This is a genomic window from Ralstonia mannitolilytica, from assembly GCF_000954135.1.
Lineage (GTDB): Bacteria > Pseudomonadota > Gammaproteobacteria > Burkholderiales > Burkholderiaceae > Ralstonia > Ralstonia mannitolilytica.
This window is the reverse complement of the sequence record NZ_CP010799.1, coordinates 1,692,733-1,711,208: the sequence shown is the minus strand read 5'-3', so window position 1 is coordinate 1,711,208 and position 18,476 is coordinate 1,692,733. Positions and strand designations below refer to the sequence as shown.

At 67.9% G+C, this 18,476-nt stretch carries 19 protein-coding genes; 2 read left to right on the top strand and 17 right to left on the bottom strand.

What is annotated here, in order from left to right:
• Positions 1 to 32 precede the first annotated feature (32 nt).
• A complete protein-coding gene (locus TK49_RS08160) occupies positions 33 to 659 on the bottom strand; it encodes a LysR substrate-binding domain-containing protein (RefSeq protein ID WP_045786227.1) in 627 nt (208 codons plus the stop codon).
• Between the two features lie 105 nt (positions 660 to 764).
• On the opposite strand from TK49_RS08160, the gene TK49_RS08155 reads away from it, so the two are divergent.
• Positions 765 to 1,064 (top strand): helix-turn-helix domain-containing protein, encoded by a 300-nt coding sequence (locus TK49_RS08155; protein WP_003282197.1) that lies wholly within the window; start codon positions 765 to 767, stop codon positions 1,062 to 1,064.
• Between the two features lie 26 nt (positions 1,065 to 1,090).
• Here the strand turns inward: TK49_RS08155 and mobH are convergent, their stop codons facing one another.
• The 3 genes from mobH to TK49_RS08140 all read right to left on the bottom strand — a co-directional run bounded on the left by mobH (position 1,091) and on the right by TK49_RS08140 (position 4,815).
• Positions 1,091 to 2,941 (bottom strand): MobH family relaxase, encoded by a 1,851-nt coding sequence (gene mobH, locus TK49_RS08150; RefSeq protein ID WP_045786226.1) that lies wholly within the window; start codon positions 2,939 to 2,941, stop codon positions 1,091 to 1,093.
• Between the two features lie 202 nt (positions 2,942 to 3,143).
• A complete protein-coding gene (locus TK49_RS08145) occupies positions 3,144 to 4,064 on the bottom strand; it encodes a nucleotidyl transferase AbiEii/AbiGii toxin family protein (RefSeq protein WP_045786225.1) in 921 nt (306 codons plus the stop codon).
• On the bottom strand, positions 4,057 to 4,815 hold the full coding sequence (locus TK49_RS08140) for a type IV toxin-antitoxin system AbiEi family antitoxin domain-containing protein (protein WP_045786224.1): 759 nt from the start codon (positions 4,813 to 4,815) through the stop codon (positions 4,057 to 4,059). The genes TK49_RS08145 and TK49_RS08140 overlap by 8 nt, the downstream gene beginning before the upstream one ends.
• Positions 4,816 to 5,044: 229 nt before the next feature.
• On the opposite strand from TK49_RS08140, the gene TK49_RS08135 reads away from it, so the two are divergent.
• On the top strand, positions 5,045 to 5,413 hold the full coding sequence (locus TK49_RS08135; RefSeq protein WP_438359691.1) for a DUF3742 family protein: 369 nt from the start codon (positions 5,045 to 5,047) through the stop codon (positions 5,411 to 5,413).
• Between the two features lie 16 nt (positions 5,414 to 5,429).
• Here the strand turns inward: TK49_RS08135 and TK49_RS08130 are convergent, their stop codons facing one another.
• From TK49_RS08130 to TK49_RS08070, 13 genes are all read right to left on the bottom strand, one after another.
• Positions 5,430 to 6,953 (bottom strand): conjugal transfer protein TraG N-terminal domain-containing protein, encoded by a 1,524-nt coding sequence (locus TK49_RS08130; RefSeq protein WP_045786223.1) that lies wholly within the window; start codon positions 6,951 to 6,953, stop codon positions 5,430 to 5,432.
• 15 nt (positions 6,954 to 6,968) lie between these two features.
• Complete coding sequence (locus TK49_RS08125; protein ID WP_003292115.1) at positions 6,969 to 7,322, bottom strand: hypothetical protein; 354 nt, start codon at positions 7,320 to 7,322, stop codon at positions 6,969 to 6,971.
• Positions 7,319 to 8,725 (bottom strand): integrating conjugative element protein, encoded by a 1,407-nt coding sequence (locus TK49_RS08120; protein ID WP_045786222.1) that lies wholly within the window; start codon positions 8,723 to 8,725, stop codon positions 7,319 to 7,321. The genes TK49_RS08125 and TK49_RS08120 overlap by 4 nt, the downstream gene beginning before the upstream one ends.
• Positions 8,726 to 8,735: 10 nt before the next feature.
• Positions 8,736 to 9,680, bottom strand: a complete 945-nt coding sequence (locus TK49_RS08115; protein WP_003140984.1) for a TIGR03756 family integrating conjugative element protein — start codon at positions 9,678 to 9,680, stop codon at positions 8,736 to 8,738.
• On the bottom strand, positions 9,677 to 10,126 hold the full coding sequence (locus TK49_RS08110) for a TIGR03757 family integrating conjugative element protein (protein ID WP_045786221.1): 450 nt from the start codon (positions 10,124 to 10,126) through the stop codon (positions 9,677 to 9,679). The genes TK49_RS08115 and TK49_RS08110 overlap by 4 nt, the downstream gene beginning before the upstream one ends.
• Positions 10,127 to 10,290: 164 nt before the next feature.
• Positions 10,291 to 10,785, bottom strand: coding sequence for a RadC family protein (gene radC, locus TK49_RS08105; protein WP_045786220.1), 495 nt, complete (start codon positions 10,783 to 10,785; stop codon positions 10,291 to 10,293).
• A 195-nt stretch (positions 10,786 to 10,980) separates the two neighbouring features.
• On the bottom strand, positions 10,981 to 11,724 hold the full coding sequence (locus tag TK49_RS08100) for a DsbA family protein (protein WP_045786219.1): 744 nt from the start codon (positions 11,722 to 11,724) through the stop codon (positions 10,981 to 10,983).
• Positions 11,725 to 11,737: 13 nt separating this feature from the next.
• The gene (locus TK49_RS08095; RefSeq protein WP_045786218.1) at positions 11,738 to 14,626 is read right to left on the bottom strand and encodes a conjugative transfer ATPase; all 2,889 of its coding nucleotides are present in this window, start codon (positions 14,624 to 14,626) and stop codon (positions 11,738 to 11,740) included.
• Positions 14,626 to 15,060: a TIGR03751 family conjugal transfer lipoprotein gene (locus TK49_RS08090; protein ID WP_010792122.1), complete on the bottom strand. Its 435-nt coding sequence runs from the start codon at positions 15,058 to 15,060 to the stop codon at positions 14,626 to 14,628. Before TK49_RS08090 ends, TK49_RS08095 begins: the two co-directional genes overlap by 1 nt.
• On the bottom strand, positions 15,041 to 16,474 hold the full coding sequence (locus TK49_RS08085) for a TIGR03752 family integrating conjugative element protein (RefSeq protein ID WP_023124329.1): 1,434 nt from the start codon (positions 16,472 to 16,474) through the stop codon (positions 15,041 to 15,043). The genes TK49_RS08090 and TK49_RS08085 overlap by 20 nt, the downstream gene beginning before the upstream one ends.
• A complete protein-coding gene (locus tag TK49_RS08080; protein ID WP_023124330.1) occupies positions 16,464 to 17,378 on the bottom strand; it encodes a TIGR03749 family integrating conjugative element protein in 915 nt (304 codons plus the stop codon). Before TK49_RS08080 ends, TK49_RS08085 begins: the two co-directional genes overlap by 11 nt.
• Positions 17,375 to 18,067, bottom strand: a complete 693-nt coding sequence (locus TK49_RS08075) for a PFL_4703 family integrating conjugative element protein (protein ID WP_023124331.1) — start codon at positions 18,065 to 18,067, stop codon at positions 17,375 to 17,377. Before TK49_RS08075 ends, TK49_RS08080 begins: the two co-directional genes overlap by 4 nt.
• On the bottom strand, positions 18,064 to 18,474 hold the full coding sequence (locus TK49_RS08070) for a TIGR03750 family conjugal transfer protein (protein ID WP_017244834.1): 411 nt from the start codon (positions 18,472 to 18,474) through the stop codon (positions 18,064 to 18,066). The genes TK49_RS08075 and TK49_RS08070 overlap by 4 nt, the downstream gene beginning before the upstream one ends.
• Positions 18,475 to 18,476: the final 2 nt, after the last annotated feature.

The window sequence follows — 18,476 nt, the reverse complement described above, 5'->3', positions numbered from 1 at the left end:
ATCGTGGCGAAACCGCGATCCCCGCACGTCTGTCAGGACACCAAGCGCGCGCGTCGGGCGAATCTTGCCTGGGTGTCCGACAAGGTAGCGTTGCGGCGGAGCAGGTAAGCCATCACGATCATTGGTGCGCCGGCCAGCGGCCGCATGGCGATGCCTCGGCGTAGGTAGCTCGCCAGTCTCGCGGCAGGCGCAATGGCGATCCCGTACCCGGCGGCAACCAGCGTCATCGCCACATCGAATGTCTCCACCGTTTGCTCCCGCTCCTGCAGCGCGTTCTCAAACACGCGCTGCAGGGTCATGCGCCATGGTTCATCGGCCGTGGACTGCGACCAGATCAACGGCTGCTTGAGCACTTCCTGGCACGGCACTTCACGGTAGGCCAGCAGGTGGGAGCGCTTGGCCACGGCGACCGCCAGCGTGTCATGCCACAGTGGCTCGCATACCCAGCCAGGCCACTGCCGGGCAACCGCAGACAAGGCGAAGTCGAAGCCGTCGCCCGGCAGCTCCGCGCCTCGACCGGGATCTGTCCAGCCGGCCAGGACGGCATGAGTCTCCGGCTCTTCGGCACGCTGCAGGGCGAGCATGTCGGCGAGCTGGGGAGGCACCCATTCGCCGAGGACGGCCATGCGAATTTCGGCGGTGATGTCACTCGATTCCACGTCCAGCTCCCCCAGGCGGTGAACTCGTGGCAACGGATCTCGAAGCCGTTGGATGAGTTAAGTTTAACGTGGTTTAAATCGTGACCGTGTTCGACGCTCTTGGCAATGCCAAAGCGTTCGATCCAAAGGGGCCGCCCCACCGGCACCACTACCTACGAAGCGGAACCAGCCATCGCGTTTGGGGCTGCCGTGCGGGAAGAAAGAACCAACCAGGGCATCGCTCAGGAAACGCTGGCCCACATGGCCGGCATCGAACGGTCGCACATGGGCAAGATCGAGCGCGGCGAGCATGTCCCCACGCTCCCTCTCATCCTCAAGATTGCCCGTGCGCTGAAATGCAGTTCCGCCCACTTGATGACTCTGACCGAAGCCAAGCTGGCAGAGTCGGCCCCATCCGCAGATTGAAGCCGGCCCGCACAGCGGTCGCATGCCTACGCCTGATCGTCGTCCTTGCCCCCAAGGGCTGAATCTTCGCGCTTTGCGGCCTCGTTGACGAGCCGCAGGTATGGGTTGTCTGGCGGCGTCTCCTGGAACAGCGCATCCGGGCTGGCGAGCAGGTAGCCGTGCAGCCGGCGCGACTTGCGCGGCCCCGTGACTTCGCAGGTCCAGATGTTCAGCCCGCTCGGCTGCTTACGGTGCTGTCCCAGCTTCTCGAAGCGCTTCTGTACCCACTGCCACCCCTCCAGCTTCTCCTGCTTGGCCAGCGCGGCGACTTGAAGGTACTCCTGCTCGTAGCGCTGGAACACGCCGGGGCTGACGAGGTAGGTCGTACCGGCGACGGTATGCACCAGGGCCTTGGCGTCGTTGATGATGAGCTTGCGCGTCTGGATGCTCTGACGCAGCCAGGCCATGAAGTGCGCCCCGGAGGGCTCCGCGCGATTCTGGGAAGGTGCGGGTCTCACCTGCGGCGGGGGCACGGTCGAAGGGGCCGGCTCGGGCTCGGCAACAGGGGAACTCGGGATCTCCGGTGCCGTGGGTGGAGCGGTGTCGCCCAGCAGGTCGAGCAGCGCGGCCACGCCGGTGTCTGTGGCTGCGGAAGCGATCGGCGCCGTGCTCGCGGGTGCAGCTTCGGTGCCTACCACGTGCGGCCCATCGGCAACCGCCGGCGCCAGCGGCGGCGGCTCCGCCTGTTCCTCTTCGACCTGCACACGGCCTGCGAACGGCGCCGGCCGGTCGGCGGCATCCCAGATCATCGCCGGCGAGAGCTTCAGGAAGGTGAAGGCGTGCGACCAGCCGGAGTCGCTGGTGACGGTAGCCTTCCAGATCGCCTTGCCATCCGGTGTCGGCTGCACGATGCCGTGATCCTGCAACACGTTGAACACCGCCGTATTGCTCGCCGGGATGCCGTCGATGCCCTGCGACAGCAGATGTGCGCGCAGCTTGTCGGAGACGGTCTTGCTCACCAGCCACAAGGCGTCCTGGGTCAGCCAACCGTCCGCCGGGCCGCCCTGGTTCAACTTGAATTCTTCCTTGAGCAGGTAGCGCAAGCCGTCGAGCAATTTGCGTTGCAGCGCATGCTTGGGCGCCGCCAGCGCCTTGCTGGGATCGCCGCCGAGTTCCTGGGCGACCGATGCCTGGTCGGCCTGCACGACCAGTTCGCCGAGCGTGCCGGCATGCTCGTACTGGCCGGCCAGCACGTACAGCAGCGCGGCCCAGAGGTCGGGATAGCCGCAGAGCCAGTCGAAGATGTCCCGATCGAGAAGGCGTGCGTAGAGCAGCCCGGTGGCGGCGCTGTGCAGGCGGTACTCACGCTCCTTTCGGTAACGGAAGCGGTAGGGCTTTCGCAGCGGGCCGTGCCAGGGATGCCAGACGCTGCCGTCGGCATGCTCGACGTGCAGATCGACGGCAATCTTGCCGATATCGTGCAGCAGGGCCGCGTAGGCCGTGCCTGCGGTCCAGGCTTCGGCCTGGGCCGCCTGTGCCTCCGGCGTGACGCCCGCAGGCAGCAGGTATGACTGCCGCAGCTTCAGCGCATAGGCGACGATCTCCAGGCCGTGGTCCAGCATGCCGCCCGGATAGGCGTGGTGGTGGTTCTCGGAGGCCGGGAACTGCTGGACCAGCTCGGCGTAGCGCTCCAGTGGGGCGAGGTAGAGCGTGGCGAACTGCCGGCGCGAGAGCGATGTGCGCTGCCAGATGTGTTCCAGCAGTTTCTGCCGGCGCGGCGTGGCCAGCAGCGATGCGGCCGACTCCGGCCGCATCGACCCTTTCGGAGTTTCGATGGCGGAGGTGGGCGACGTGCCGGCGGTGGGTGGCACCCTTTTGCGCTGGAACAGCGAGAGCATGGCGAACCCCGGATGACGGGCTGCTCGGGGGCGCCTTTTGGCCTTTTCAGGATAGGGCCTTTCCCCTTGGCGCCCTTCCTTTGCCCCTTCCCAGCCCTTTGGCCTTTGTCGGAAGCCTTTGGGTATAGGGCCGCTGCTGCGCGGGTGCCACGATGAATGCGGCATGGGGCAATCCCGGCATTGGGGCGCTGTGGGATGTTCGTCAGCTCTGGCCCAAGCCGGTGTCGAGGGCGGCGGATTGCGCTGCGAAGTCGTCGGGACGGCGCTTGCGGAAGGTTTCGAGATTGCTCAGCTTCCAGCGCAGTGCCGGCAGTTGAGCGGCGTGTTGGCATTGCACCAGCGACCAGTCCGGTTCTGCGCGCACCAGCCCGCTCAGAAACTGCTTGTGCGCGGTGCTCAGTCGCTGTGGCAGTTCGCGCCGCAGCCTGGCGCGAGCATCGAGCAGCATCTCCAGGGAGCAGTCCACTTCCGTCATGCCGACAAAGGCCCGCTCGTACTCGCCGGCGATGTCCTTGTCGTTGCCGAACAGCACTTCGTGGGGCGGCCGGTTGTGGCCCGCCAGATAGATCACGAAGCACTCGACCATGCCGTCGCTGATGTCGCCCGATTCGTAGAGCTGCCACACGTCGAACAGGTCGCGGGGGTGCTGTCGATCCAGCGCGGCCACCAGCTTGCTGGCGTACAGCTCGTCCGGTGCCAGAACCGGCAGCTCGAACTCGACGCCGAACAGATCGCTGGTCTTGGCGCTCAGCGGCCGCCGCTCGACGGGCAGCACGCTGCCGCGGAACACGACATTGACCTCGATCTTCACCTGGCTGGCGTCGTTCTCGACGATCAGCTTGGTGTCTCCCAGGTCCTTGGCGCGAACCAGGCGTGTCTGCACGCCCAGTGGCGCAACGCGCGTGGCGATGGCGGCCAGCTCCTGGTTGATGGCTTGCAGCGCTTCGTCGCGCGGCGTCTGCCACGGGAGGTACACCACGTCGATGTCCACCGAAAGGCGCGGCATGTCCCGCACGAAGAGGTTGATGGCCGTGCCGCCCTTCATGGCGAAGATGTCGTTGGCGAACACGTCGGGCGCGACGGCCAGCAGCAGGCGAACGGTGTCCGCGTAGGTCTTATCCATGAGGTTTCAGGCTCAGCAGGGTTCCGTCATCGAGCCGGCTCATCCAGCGCGTGTTGCTGCCGGTGCGAACCGGGTACTGCTCCAGCAGGGCATCGACATCCACGAGGCTGGTCTCGCGCGCCCAGGTCAGGAACAGGCGCACGGCCTTCACGCTGGTGCAGCAGGACAGCAGTTGTCCGAGCAAATCCTTGCGGGGGGAACGCAGTCCATCAAAGAGGTTGCGGGCCTCTTCGAGGCTCTGCTTGACGCCGGCTTCGTACAGCATCTCCAGCACGGCACGCTCGGGGGCTGCCACCCGCAGATCCTCGGGCAGGCCCGGCGGCGTGGTCAGGGTCTTGGCGGCCAGCGCCGTGTCCGGCCAGTCGAACAGGCGGGCGTGGACATAGCGGGCCGGAAAGCGCGAAGTGAACCAGGCCGGCAACGCGAAGCGACCGTCGCCCCACAGCACCAGCGCCTCCCGGCTGCCCAGGTTGTGCCGCACACCCTGCAGGGCCAGGGCGCTCTTGCCGCCGACGTGCAGGCCGGGCACGCGCTGTTGCAGGAACTTCAGCGCACCGTAGACCCCGAATTCATCGTTCGGGAAGGCATAGACGCCATGGGCCAGGCGCACGAGCCATCCGCCGTCGGCATAGTGGGCGGCGAGCTGGGGCGACACCCCGAACTGGCTCAGGGTGGCAAGGTCGAACGGCGCCCCGCGGGGGAGTCCCGCCTGCAGCCGCTTGATTACCTGGTGCCTAGAATTTCCATCCATGCTATAAAAATAGCACGGAATCCAATCAGCCCCTAGAGCTATCGCAGGAACGCGCAGGGAAAGTAGCATAAGGTTTTATTTATCATGCAGAATCTAATCGACCTGCGACCCAGGCCGACCCGGCTCTGCCAGCCGCAACCCGCCCTCCTGGTCGCGGTCTATGCTGGAGGGCAAGCCCCAACCGGCCGCTCCATGAGGTGAGGCACCACTGAAGCCGAGGCACATGAACATGACCACCAACACGCACAACGGGCGCTGGAGCCACCGGCTGGGCCGGGGGGCTGGCCGTGCCTGGCGTGGATACCTGCGCCGCGAGCAGCGTGTCGCCGGCTGGCTGGTGACGCGCGGGGTGCCCGCGGGCGCGGCGACGGCGGTGCTCTGGATCGTCAAGCTGGCCGTGCTTGGTGTGCTGCTCTACTCCGCGTTCTGGCTGGCGCTGCTGCTGGCCTTTGCAGTGATCGCTGCCTGGATGGTACGCAACGTCGATGCCGACGAAAGCAGTGATGATGACGAGCCTCAATGGCGAAACGGCCTGGACGGATACGGTCTCTACCGGGGCGAGGTACGCATCGACGGCGGCAGCGCGGACGACGAGTAGCTCGCCACTCTCGGCGCTACTTCGCCTTCGCTGCTTTGATTGCAAGGTCAGCGCCTTTGCCTCCCGCAGATTTGGCGCCATCGGTGGCTGCTGAGAGCATCTGCGAAATGCTGCCTACGCGGACACCAACCCACGCGAGCGCAGCTACCCAGAAACCCGGTAGCACGATGAACATCATCGCCATGACGAAGTTCAGCAACATGTCGCCAAAGGCGTTGTTCAAACCGATCAACGGATCGAAGTTCGTGTGCGGCCTGTCCGCGCCAAACCCCCAGCCGTAGAGCGCGTCCAGGATCGTGCTGTCGATCCAGCGTGCGAGCTGGAACCAGAAGTCCACGAAGAACAGCGCGAACTGGACGCAGCTCACCGTCACCACCGTCTTCAGGTCGTAGGTGCCGATCAGCAGCACCAGCGGGATGCAGATGACGAGCGCCATCTTGAGCATGGTCAGCACCATCGGCAGCGCCTGGCGCACCACGTCCATCGCCGGAAAGAAGCCCAGCGAGCCGACGGTCAGCCCCAGGTCGCCCACGCCGCGCGTGACGACGTTCGGCAGCGTCTTGTCGATCTGGCCGCCGTAGTCGGTGTAGACGGCGCCCTGGTTCATCTTCTGCTGCCGCGGTGAGACGACGGCGCGGATCACCGAGTCATTGACCTCGCGCTGCGACAGGAAGCCCACCCAGCGCCCGATGCGGGTCAGCAGGTCCGGGTCGACCTGTGCCAGCAGCCGGCTGCGCAGCCCCTGGCCACCATCGGCCCACCACTGCCGGCAGGACGGATAGCCGCCGCCGCTGTCCACCTGTGCCAACCCCGCATCGCGGGTCGCGTCGTAGGGCCAGGCCGTGCGTGGGGTCTTGGCGCGATAGGTGTCATAGAAGCCGGGCGTGTCGAGGAAGTAACTCGACCCGATCCAGGTGACGTCGTTCATCTGCTCGTCGGAGAGCGTCGGCCGGTTCATGAACAGCTTGGCGCGCGACGGCCCGTAGCAGTCGTGCGTGAAGTCGGCGACCTCCTGTGCCAGCACCGGATCGTCGATGCGCGTGGCATCCACATCCATGCGAATCTGACGCAGGTCCGTGCCGCAGGGAATCGCCGCCACCGCGGAGCCCGTCACGGCTTTCGACAGCGCGTGCATGAAGAACCACCACACCGGCACCAGCGCGCTCTGGTCGTTGAGCGCCGTGTAGACGTTGGACCAGCCCGTGTCGTTGGGCAGCGGGACGTTGACCTGGCATTGCGCGGAGCGCGTGGTGTCGAACCTGATCGTGGCGAGATCCACCGGGATGAACGGGATGCCCGCGAACATGATGACCACGATCGCCACCCACACCCGGTTCTCGATGCGCATCGACGACAGCACACCCTTGTTGCCCTCGTCCGCACCTTCGCTGCGGGCCTTGAGCCATTCCTGGATCACGATGGCCACGAACGGCAGCGCGAACACGCCGCTGGCCACGAGGATGCTCCAGATGCCGTTGTTGACCACCCAAGCCACCAGGGTCAGGTAATACTCCAAGTAGTCCGTGGTGTAGAGCGTCATGCCTGCCTCCCGGTCTCAGCCGTGCCGCAGCAGCTGGCTGGCTTCCAGCGCGACCACGGCGATGACGGCCGCGATCTCCGTGCGCAGCAGGCGCTGATGCGTCTCGCGGGACGGCTCCCGCCGCAACAGGCGCCGACGCATCCACCACCAGCCGTAGGCCGTCGCTCCGTAGAGGCACAGACGCCACACGAAGAAGTGGCCGGCGTGCGCCTGCAGCCAGTGCTGCCAGCCCTCGACGCCGCCGACCACGTGGATGCCGGCGATGTTCACCGCCACCGCGGCAGCGACCACCAGCAAGGTCCACAGCAGCGCCACGCCGACGCGGCGGTTGAACAGCCATGGCAGCCGCAGCCAGGCCAGCCGGCTCATGGCGTACCGCTCCGCGGCTTCTGGATTTCCCGCAGACGGTCGCGCGTGGTGTCGCCCTCGAAGACGCCGCGCGAGCCGGCAGCGCGGGTGCTGTGGCGCTGGATGATCGCCATCGCCGAGTTGCCGGCCAGCGTGCGCCGCAGTTCCAGCTCGGTCTTGAGGTTGTTGATCTCCTGCTCCAGCGCGCTGTTCTCCTGGTCGACCGCCTGCACGGCCAGCTCGTTGGCAGCGACGTTCGGCTCCTTCTTGCCGGTCAGCAACGTGCGTTGCAGCAGCAGGGCCTTCTCCAGCACGCTGGACAGCGCAGCCTCGGACGCGAGGCGCCGGCCCAGCACGTCCTGGTCGGGTTCGTCACGCAGGGCCTCGATCACGCCGCGGGTGATCGGCAGCGAGCTGCTGCCGGCTGCGTCGAGATTGGCCAACGTCGTCGGCCGGGCCCCCGTCACCAGTTCCTGCAGCGCCTGCAGCTTGGTCTCGTACTCTTCCTGGATCATTGGCGTGAGCCCGACGCCAGGCGTGGTCTGGGTCTTCGTGCAGTTTTCGCAGGTGCGTTGCTCGCGTTCGCCCAACACGCGGGTCGCCCAGTCGGCGGCCGCCTGGGGCGAGGACCAGGTTTGGCAGGTCAGGCGGTTGCCGCAGGCGCTGCGCGCGATCGACGAGGTATCGGTGGCGTTGCGCCCGTTGAGCAGGTTGTAGCCCGCGCGCGTCACGTCGCCGACCACCTTGATCGAACTCTGGCCGGAGCCGCCCGCGTTGCCGCCGCCGACCCAGGGCACGCCGTTGTTCCCTTTGTTGGACTCGGCCTGCTCGATGGCGGAGACGGCATCGGTGCTGCTGACCGCATCCCGCAGCGCCATCCCCTCGGCGAGCTGGTCCCAGCCGGCTTGGCCGCCGGCCATGTCCGCCATCCGATTGGCGATGGCCCGGCAGGTCATCTTCGAGCGGTCGAAGTCCAGGCGCGCCTGGAGGATGCCGTTGGTCAGCAGGTTGTAGAGACCCGGGTCGGCGCGCTGGATGATCAGGGCCGGCAGCGAGGCCACGGCGCTGGTGGCGTTCTGGATCACGTTGCTCATGATCGTCTGGAAGCCGTTGGTGATGCCGTTGAGCTGGTTCTGCAGCGTCGTGGTGATGCTCATGTCGCCGCAGATCAGGTTGCTGTTCCAGCCGACGCCGACGCCGATGCTCTGCATGTTGCCGGCACCACCCATCGACACGGCCCGGCCGCCGCCGATGCTGTAGAGCACGTCGTCGCCGATCACGCTGCCGCTGACGTTCACGCCATTGGGGTCGATGCGGGTCTGCGCCCAGGCGACGCCGATGACCAGCGTGATGGCCGGCACAAGCAGCGCGGCCCGCAGGGGCGACTTCGCCCGGCGCAGGAAGTCAGGGGGGGAGGCGTTCATCGTGGGTTCCTCACATGAAATCGACGCTGCCGAGGAAGACCTGGCCACGGCGCCGGCAGCAGGAGTACGGCCGCCACAAGGCCCAGGCGTAGTCGCCCTGCTGGGCCTGCACGCGGGTGCGGCTGTGCGGGAAGACCACGCAACTGTTCGAGAGCGTGGGCGTCAGCTCCTGCCACTTGCCCGTCGAGGCGTCGGTCTCCATCAGCGCGCCGGCCGGCCAGTAGCCGTCGCGGGCGTTGGCCAGCAGAGGCTGGTACACGTGAATCTGGTTGCGGCGCGTCACAATGTCGCCCGCGCGCTGCGCGACCACGGCGCCGCTCTTGTGGTCGTCGGTCTGGTGCAGGAAGCCACCGCGGGGATACACGTTGCCCCAGAGGTTCAGGCCGGTGCGCGTACCGATTTCGCGCCGGCCGGGGATGAGCGCTTCGGGGTAGAACGCTTCCGGGATGTTGTAGCGCCAGGCGATCGTGTCGAGCGTGCTCAGCAGATACGGCATGAAGGCCGTGCCAGCGCCTTCGCAGGTGTAGCCGGAGGCGCTGGCGAACTGGCTGAACACCATCCCGGCCGGATGGCCGATGACATCGACGTTCTTGAACTTGGCGAGGTTGTTCTCGTTGTCGTGATTGGTCGTGCCGTCACCGCCCGCCTTGGCGGTCGGGTTGGGCATGCTCATCGCCCTGACTTCCAGCCACGGGTTTTCGCCGGTGTTCGAGTAGCTCGAGACCACCGCATCGGGGACGTAGTGGCGCACCTTGACGGAAGTGCGAACCGAGCAGCCGAAGGGCGTGCAGTACAGCCAGTAGCAGATTCCGACCACGCGGTATTCGAGGCAGTCGGGGGACAGCGCTGACGAGACGATGGTGGCGGTGTCCAGGGCGAACGTCGATGTGGCCGTGCCCAGCAGCAGCGAGGCAACGGTGGCGCGCAGGCGCCGGCGTGCCAGCAGGAGGCTCATGGCTGCGTGCTCCGGTAGGCGTTGATGCGCGCGACGGCGCGGGACACGTCGGGCTCGCCGTAGACCACATAGCGTCGATCGACCACCACGGCGGGAATCTTGGCGATGCCCAGTCCCCAGGCATCCGCGACACCTTGGTAGGCGTGGCCGATGCGGCGTTGAAGGGCCTCGCCGCCGTCATGCAACCGCTGCCGCACCAGGGCTGCGGCCTGTTGCGGGTCGGCCGGCAGGTGCGCGGCGAGTTCGACCTCGATGTGCGTGGCCTGGTCCAGCTCGATGATCCGCACGCCGGCCGGGGCCTGCACCGGATGACGGCCGTCGGTGACGACGAGCACATCGGTGGCCGCCGCGATGGGACCGAGCAGCGCGGTGCACAGTCCAGCGGCCACCCTCGCGGCCAGGGGGCGCCGCGAGACGGCAGGAAGATCGAGGGAATGAACCGGCATGTCGCGCCTCCGCGGAGTCGATGCAGACTCGTAGTCGAGCGCAACGCAGATCAGGGAACGACAAAGAAACCGAAACCGGTCAGTCCCGATTTCCTGCGCACCGGCGAAAAGAAACGGGAGCCAAGGGCTCCCGTGGTGATGAAATGAATGCGCCTGGGGTGCTGCTACAGCAAGCCGGCTTCGGCGAACGAGTACGGGCTGCCCTTGCCGACGATGAAGTGATCCAGTACCCGGACATCGACGGTGGCCAGGGCGCTCTTCAGCCGCTCGGTGATCGCACGATCGGCGGCCGAGGGCTCGGTGGTCCCCGAGGGGTGCTGATGCGCCAGGATCAGCGCCGAAGCGTTGAGCGCCAGCGCACGCTGGACCACCACCCTCGGATACACCGAAGTCTGGTCGACCGTGCCCTTGAACAGCGGCTCGTAGGCGAGCACCTGGTGCTGGTTGTCGAGAAACACGACGGCGAAGATTTCGTTCGGCTCCGCGACCAGTTTCAGGCGCAGGTAGTCGCGCACGGCGGCGGGACTGCCCAGCGCCGGACCGGCCTTGAACACGCGGTTCTCCAGCAGGGTGATGGCCTGCTGGATGATCCAGTCTTCGTGCTGGGCGGCGATCAGGGTGAGCGACTCCGGGCGGGAGTCGGCGATGGCAAGAGACATGGCGAACCTCCAATGGATGAGATCGGAGGGCGCCTGCCCCAGGAGGGCAAACCCTCCTGGGGACGATGGGGATGGAACGGGTGACGAGCGGGCATCCACCACCGCGGATGCGGTGGCTGTTCGCGTCAAGGGATGCGATGCGAACGGGTTTCGATCAACGCGGACGAGCCGCGCCGCAGCCTTGAAGATCGATGGCTACCTGGGCATGTCACCGGCGACGCCGGCGGGCATGTCTGGGGAATGGGCGGGTTCGGCTGCGGTCGTGCTGCCGGCGGCAAGCAGGTCGATGGCCGACAGCAAGGCATCGCCTTCGACGGGGCCGTGCAGCAGAAGTGTCTTGCCGGACTCGCGGTCGCGCAGTTGCAAGGCCGGCGTGGCCGCGATGCCCTGCTGTGCTGCTTCCACCGCCTGGGCACGGATGACGGCATCGGGGCGCTCGCTGTCGAGACAACCCCGCATGGCTGGCGTGAGGCCGGGATAGCGCAGGCCCTCCGGCAGGCCCTGGCCGTCGCCACGGGTGTTCGAGTAGAGCCACGCCACGGCCTGCCAGAAACTGGCATGTCCGCCCGTCTCGCCCGCGCACTCGGCCAGGCGTGCCTCGGCAGTCGCGGCCGGCTCGTGCATGGACAGCGGCAGGTGGTGCCACTGCCAGTTCACCTCGGGATGGGCGTCGATCCAGCGCTTGAGCGCGGGGAAGTAGGCCCGGCAGTACGGACACTCCAGGTCGGCGTACCCGACCACCGTGAAGCGCGCATCGGCACGGCCATACAGCCAGGGCGGGCCGGCCGGTTTCGGCACTTCGGACCCGGCGGCGGCCAGGGGCATGGACTCGGTTGCCGGATGCGGCGCGCGCAGCAGCATCCACGAGGCCACCGCAATCGTCACCACGATCAGCAGACCGATCCAGGGATGACGGCGGGCGAAGGAAGGCATGCGCATCGTGTCGCTCCCGTCAGGCCAACGTGTCCAGCGCCAGAGGTTCGATGCCCCGCGCACGGTCGATCTTCTCGGCCACGCGGAAGGCGGCATCCAGCTCGCTGATGCCGTGCTGCTGCATCAACTGGAAGCGTTCGGCCTTCTCCTCGGGCTCGGTCATCGCCATCGCCAGGTAGAGGCTGGGCGGCACGGCGCGAAACAGCACCTCCATCGACTTGGACAGGATGACGCCCTCGCTGAACTTGCCGGCCTCCTTGCGGGCCGAGAGCATCAGCGCCTTCTGCGAAGCGTTGAGTTCGCGGAAGCGCGCGATCTTCTCGACTTCATCGGGTGGCATCGACAGGCAGATCCACCACTCGATCATGTTGAGCATGGGCTCGGCCGCTTTCGGCAAGTCGTCCAGGTTCTGCGTGGCGAGCCAGAACCAGGCGCCGAGCTTGCGCCACATCTTGGTGATCTTGACCACGTAGGGCGCGAGCAGCGGGTTCTTGGTGATGATGTGGCCTTCGTCCGTCACGTTGATGATCGGTCGGCCCAGGAACTGGTCGCGCTCGGCGATGTTGTTGACGGTGTTGATGAGCGAGATGTAGGCAATCGAGAGTTGGGCGTTGTAGCCCTCGCGCGCGAAGGTGGCGAGATCCACGATGGTGATGTCCGCCTCGGGCCACGGAGTGCCGGACCGGTCGAACATCTCGCCGTCCACGCCCTGGCAGAACATATCCATGGCGTCGGCCATCTCCAGCAGCCGTGCGCGCCGCATCTCCGGCAGCGTGGCGTCGCGGGCGCGCTCGCGCAGCGCGTCGCGCACATCGCGCGTGAGCACCGTGCGTTTGTCCGCCACGCAATGCTGGGCCGCATCGAGAATGCACTGGCGGATCAGGCTGCGGTCGGCGCGCGTCATGCGCGCTTCTTCTTTGTCCTCGCCGCCGGTGATCATCAGCCGTGCAGTGATCTCCAGCTCCCCGAGGACGTCGCGCTGCTCGTCGCCTTCCACGGCCATGCCGGCATCGGTCTGGTCTTCGTCGAGCGCATCGGCGTCCAGCGTCTGTACCTGGCTCGGCGTATCGACCAGGCGCCAGGCGTCGGCGAACGGCGCCAGACTGACGCCCGCGCCGGGCGCGAGCTTCACGCGATGCACGGTGAGGCCCAAACGTGCCGCGAAGTCGCCGAACAGGCCGAAGCTGTTGCCCGCCTCGACGATGAACAGGCGCGGCCGATAGATCGCCGTCACCTGATTCAGGATGTTGTTGAGCGTCGCGCTCTTGCCCGACCCCGTAGGGCCGAACAGGAACAGATGCGCGTTCATCTGCCGGTCGAGGCGGTTCAACGGATCGAAGGTGATCGGGCCGCCGCCGCGGTTGAAGAACGTGATGCCCGGATGCCCCGTGCCCTGACTGCGGCCCCAGACCGGCGCCAGGTTCGCCGCATGTTGCGCGAACATGAGCTGGGTGTACCACTGGCGCTTGTCGGCAGCCGGATCGAACACGCACGGCAGCCAGCGCAGATAGCTGTTCAGCGGCGCTACCTCGTCCTCTTCGCGTACCGGTTGCAGGCCGGCGTTGAGCATCACGTTGACGAGCTGCAGGCCGCGCGCATCGAGCTGGGCCAGATCGCGGCCGCGCAGATAGAACGCCAGCGCGCCACGGTAGAGCTTGTGCGCGCTGCCGATCAGGCCGCGTGCCTGCTGCACGTCCTGGCGGGTCTGCTCCGAGGCCAGGGTCTCGCCGACGGCCTTCCTGGCGAGGTGGTTGAGGTGCGCCTCCAGCACGTCCTGGGGCGTGGCGACCAGGGTCAGGCACATCACCGTGTCCTCGGGCATCTGGTCGAACAGCGCGTTCATGGCATCGCCGCCTTTGCGTGTCTCGCCCGTCAGATGGCCGGTCACGGGTGGCGTGCGCAGGCGATCCATCACGATCACCCGATGCGGCATGCCGTCGAAGAACCACAGGCCGTTGGGCACGTCCGAACGGGGCTGGCCGAAGAACAGGCGCTGCGCGAAGTCGGTGCCGCTGGCGAGTTCGATCTCGCCCTCCTCCCGCTCTTCCGGGTAGCGGGTCAGCGCGTAGAAGCGTTCCCGGTCTTCGGCAGTGGCGCCGAGCAGGGTCGGATTCGGGTTGAACCAGCGCATCAGCCAGGCGTGGATGTCCGCCGCGCCGAGACGTCGGGCTTTCACGCCGGCATTCGCCAGCCCGCCGACGAGGCGGTCGCAGATCGTGGTCAGCGCCTGCTCGGGCGACTGGCCGCGCCGCGGGGTCGGCGCCGCGGACGTGCGGCGGTAGACCACCATGCGCACGCGCCGCACCTGGCCGCGCCACGGCAGGCGCGTCACCGTGGTGTCCTCGAACAGGCCACCCGGCTTGGCGATGGCCCGCAGATGATGGGCGAAGAAGCGCAGGTAAAAGTCGCTGAACGCGCTGCCCTGTGCGCGCGGCTGCAGGTAGTTCGCCAGGGAGCGCAGATAGTTGTCCCAGTCGGCCTCATCCTGGGCGTAGAGCTGCACCACCCAGGGGTTGTCGTCCAACTCGTCGAAGGAGTCCTGCAGGGCGTTCTCCAGCGCATCGCGCGCCTGCCATAGCCAGGCCATCTCGCGGCCCTCGGTGCCGACCGGCGCCAGCTCGAAGAAGGCCGCCACCGACTGGCCGTCTTCCAGCAACATGCACTTGCTGCCGGGCAGGTACTCGACCCAGGGCAGCAAGTCCGCGAACGACGGCGCGACGCCATAGAGCGCATCGTGGTCGGCCTGAGTGGCCGACCTGCGCCGGCCCCGGCCGAGCGCGCTGCCCGGCTCGGCGACACCCTGTGCCGCCAGGGCCGTTACGTGCCGTGCCCAGGCATCATCGGCCGCATCCACGGCGTCAGCAGGCGATGCGCCGGGCTTGCGTGACCACGGCAGCGACCAGGCCATCAGTAGTCCTCCACGCGCTCGCCCGGCATCGCGTACTGCACGCGCTGGTAGAGCGGGAACACCGTGCTGTAGCCGGGCACCGGCACCGGATCGGTGCCCGCCAAGTGCGGGAACACGTACATCACCAGGTCGGGGTTCGGCAGGCGGTGGAATTGGCGGTAAATCTCGTTCTGCGCGGTACGGGTGTAGCGAGCCTGCACGCCGGGCGCCGCCTGCACATCGGCATCGGCCAGCGGCCGGCGCAGGCCCTGGCGCGCATCGAGCAGTTGCCGCGCGGCCTGGCCGCCGCCCGCGCTGCCGCCGGTTTCCCGATGCCAGATGTCGAGCATGGTGCTGTCGCCGTGCGGCAGCAGCTTCTCCTTGCTGGTAGCGCAGCCGCCGAGCAGGGTGGCCGCCAGCAGCACGGCGGCCGCGTCAATCCAGATCCGAGGCATGGGCTTCTCCGGTGCGGTGGTGGACCCGACGCCCCTTGGCGTCGTAGTCGATGTCGAGCGGCTGCTCCAGATGCACGGCCACCTTGGCGCCGGGCTGCACGTAGACCGCCGCGAAGGCCTGGCCGTAGAGCTTGTTGACCCAATCGGCCATGTCGCGCACGCCGCCCGCGAGGATGCGGCCCATCGCTTCGTTGCCGCTGATGCCGACGGTGCCCAGCGAGCCGTTGCTGTTGGCGACCACGGCCACGCTGCCGTTGTCGGACTTGATGAGCGAGGCCGCGCCCGCGCCGGCCGCGGTGATGAGCGCCTGGCTGCCCAGGTACTGCTGGGCGTTGCTGCGCCGCTCGCCGCTGACGCAGGGAATGCCGTAGGGGTCGCTGATCCAGCCCAGACCGCCCTGGATGCTGGCGCCGTTGTGACCGGAGTTGCCGCCGCTGCTGCCGCCCTTGCTGCTGTCCTCCGGCACCGTGCGGATGGTGCCGTCCTGGAACACGAACGTGACCGAGCGGATTTGCCCGCGCACGCACGAGAGCGTCCAGTCGCCCGAGGCCGTGCCGCTGACCACGGCGCCGGCCACGTCGGGGATGTCGATGCCGTTGGCCGTGAGGTTGTCCGGGCCGATCAGCACCTTGAATGGATAGGGATCGTTGACGGTTCCATCGATCGGCACGCGCCCGATCAGCGCCGTCATGGCAATCGACCCCATGAGCGTCGAGTTCGACGGCACGGTGTAGACAGCCTTCGTGGATGCGCCCACCGCGCGGCTGCCGACGTCGGCGACGGATTCCGCTGCGGCCGACAGGCTTTTCTGGGCCGGCCCGAAGCTCAGGGGAAAGCTCGGCTCCTTGCTGCTGTTCTTGGCGTCGACCTTGGCATCGTCGGGCTCGACCCACTGCGTGCTAGCGACGCCGCGGTTGAAGCGCTGGCCGTCACCCTCTTCGAGCCCCAGCCCGACGGGCAGATCGGACGGGCCACCCTTGCCGGAAAGGCCGTCCAGTTGCCGCTGCAGATCCTGCAGCAGCCCCTGGGTCTGCTGCCTGTCGCTGGCCACCTGATTGCGCTCCTGCTCCAGGCGGTTGCGCTCGCCTTCCAGCGCGCTCTGGATGCGTTGGTCGATCGCGCCTTCCCGCGCACGCAGGCGCTCGTTCTCGGCCTTGTGCTGCTTGTTGTCGCCGAGCGCGCTCTGCAGCTCGGTGCGCAACTGCTTCACCTGGGCCACCAGCGTGGCGACGGTATCGCGCGGCGTGTCGCCAGCGATGCCCAGGGCTTTCATCTCCTCGGGCGTGAGCGTACCGGCCGCGCCCTTGGGGGCGGGCTGGCCGCCGGGGGCGCCGGAGAACAGCTTGATGCCGACGAACACCAGCAGCAGCGCCATCGGGATCAGCAGCCACTTGAGCAGCGGATTACTCTTCATCGCGCGCTCCTCCGGTGGAGCCCGCCGCGGCGGCCGGCGGCAGGTTCACGCTGGCGTCGATCGGGCTCAGCGCCGGCAGCAGCGACTCGGCCAGGCCGTGACCGCGCGTGACCAGGTAGAGCACCGTGGTGTCGGACGCGGTGCCGGCCGGCCCCAGGTTCGGATGCTGGAAGGTCGCCGCCACGAAGTTCCCCTGCAAAGCGCGCGGGTCGAGGTCGAGCCAACGCGCGGCGGTGTTGGTGAGCCGCACGGCCGTCACCCACTGGTCTTCCAGCCGCCACGCGGCCAGTGCCCGCGCGTGCACCGGCAGCGTCGGCAGCAAGGTTTCCAGCGCGAGGCCGCGGCGCAGGTTCACGCGCCCGATGCCGGCGACCGGCTCGACGGTGCGCAGCGGCGCGTACAGGTTCTGTGCGGCATGGCGCGTCAGCACGACCGGTACCGGCGTCTCGCGCCGGGGAACGGATTTGTCTGCGGGCGCGTCGGCCTGCTCGTCCGCGCCGCTTGCCGCACCGCCGCCGTAGCGCTTCGCGGGGGCTTCCGCTTCCACGATGCGCACCGGCTCCAGCGGCGCCTGACCGTCCTTCGCCGGCTCGGCGGCGATGTCGAGCAGGATCAGCGCGCCGGATTCCACGTCCTGCAGTTGCAGCCGCGTGGGCGGAATCGGCTCGCTCGCCCGCAGGTAGATCGCGCCGCCCGCACTCTGCACGCGCAGGTGGTCGCCGACGCTGGCCGGCACGCCGACGCGCACATTGCGGTCGATGAAGACCACGCGCTCCTGGCCGACCACCAGCGGCACCGGCAGGGGCAGGCGCTCCCAACGCAGGATTTCCACGGCCTGGCTGGCCGGCACGAAACCGAGGGTCAGCAGGACGCCGGCCAGGGCCGACAAGGCAACGGACTTCATGGGGAGTCTCCCTGCAGATGGCCGGAGGTGTTGGCGGGCGCGCCGGCCTGGGTCGGCGTCGGCGGCGTTTCGATGCGCTGGGGTGCGCTGGCGTAGCAGTCCAGCGCCAGGCCGAAGGGGTTGTGCTCGGGGTCGATGTCCAGCCGGACGACCTTGATGGGGTAGCGCACCAGGGCGCGCTTGACCTGCTCGGAGCCGTAGTATTCGTCCGCGCTCACGTCGAGCGTGACGATCCAATCGCGGTCGGAGAGCACCTTGACGCGCGCGGCCGGATCATCGCCGTAGCCGCGGCCGGGAATCTCGTAGATGCCGCGCACGCGCTGACGCAGCTCGCCACTGGCGCGCCGGTACTCGTAGTCCTGTTGCAAAAAGGCCCGGCAGCTCGGCGTCAGGTAGGCCGACAGCGCGCGCAGGTTGCGCGGATAGTCTTCTTCGCCGTTCGTGGGCCAGCGCTGCACCTGCTGCCAGATGTAGAAGGAGAAGGCATACACGCTCTCGGGCGGCACGTCCCACCACTTGCGCGTGCTGCCCGAGCGCAGGTCCGGCGGCACATGGATGGTCAGACTCTTCGGTGCACTCCACCAACCGAAGCCGAGCAGCAGCGCCACCACGAACAGCGCGCCGGCCCCCAGGCGCAGCGTCTTCACATGCGCCTGCAGGTGCGCAACCTCGTTCTTGAAACGGCTCATGGCGCCCCTCGATCGGCGTTGCGCCGGGTCGTCCAGTAGCCCGAGCGGGTGATGAGGCGCCGGCCGCCCAGGAGCGCTGCCAGCGCCGGGTGCCGCAGGGCCAGCCGCCACTGGAGCTGCCGGTACAGCCAGGTGTCGGGCCGGCCGCGCTTCTGCGCGCGCAGGAAACCACCGCCGACGAAGACGCCCAGCGCGATGCCGGCGACGATCAGCGTGGGCACCATGGCGATGCTGTGCGTGAGCCAGGCCAGCGGCAGGCCGAGCGCGAACCCGGCTGCGGCCGACAGGCCGGCGCAGATCCACAACTCGTCGGCGGTCAGCCCGCGCACGACCACCGGCTGGCGGTTCAGCCGGTGCGGCAGGAACGTCACCAGCGTGTCTTGCGGGGTCTCCGAAGGGACGGCCATCG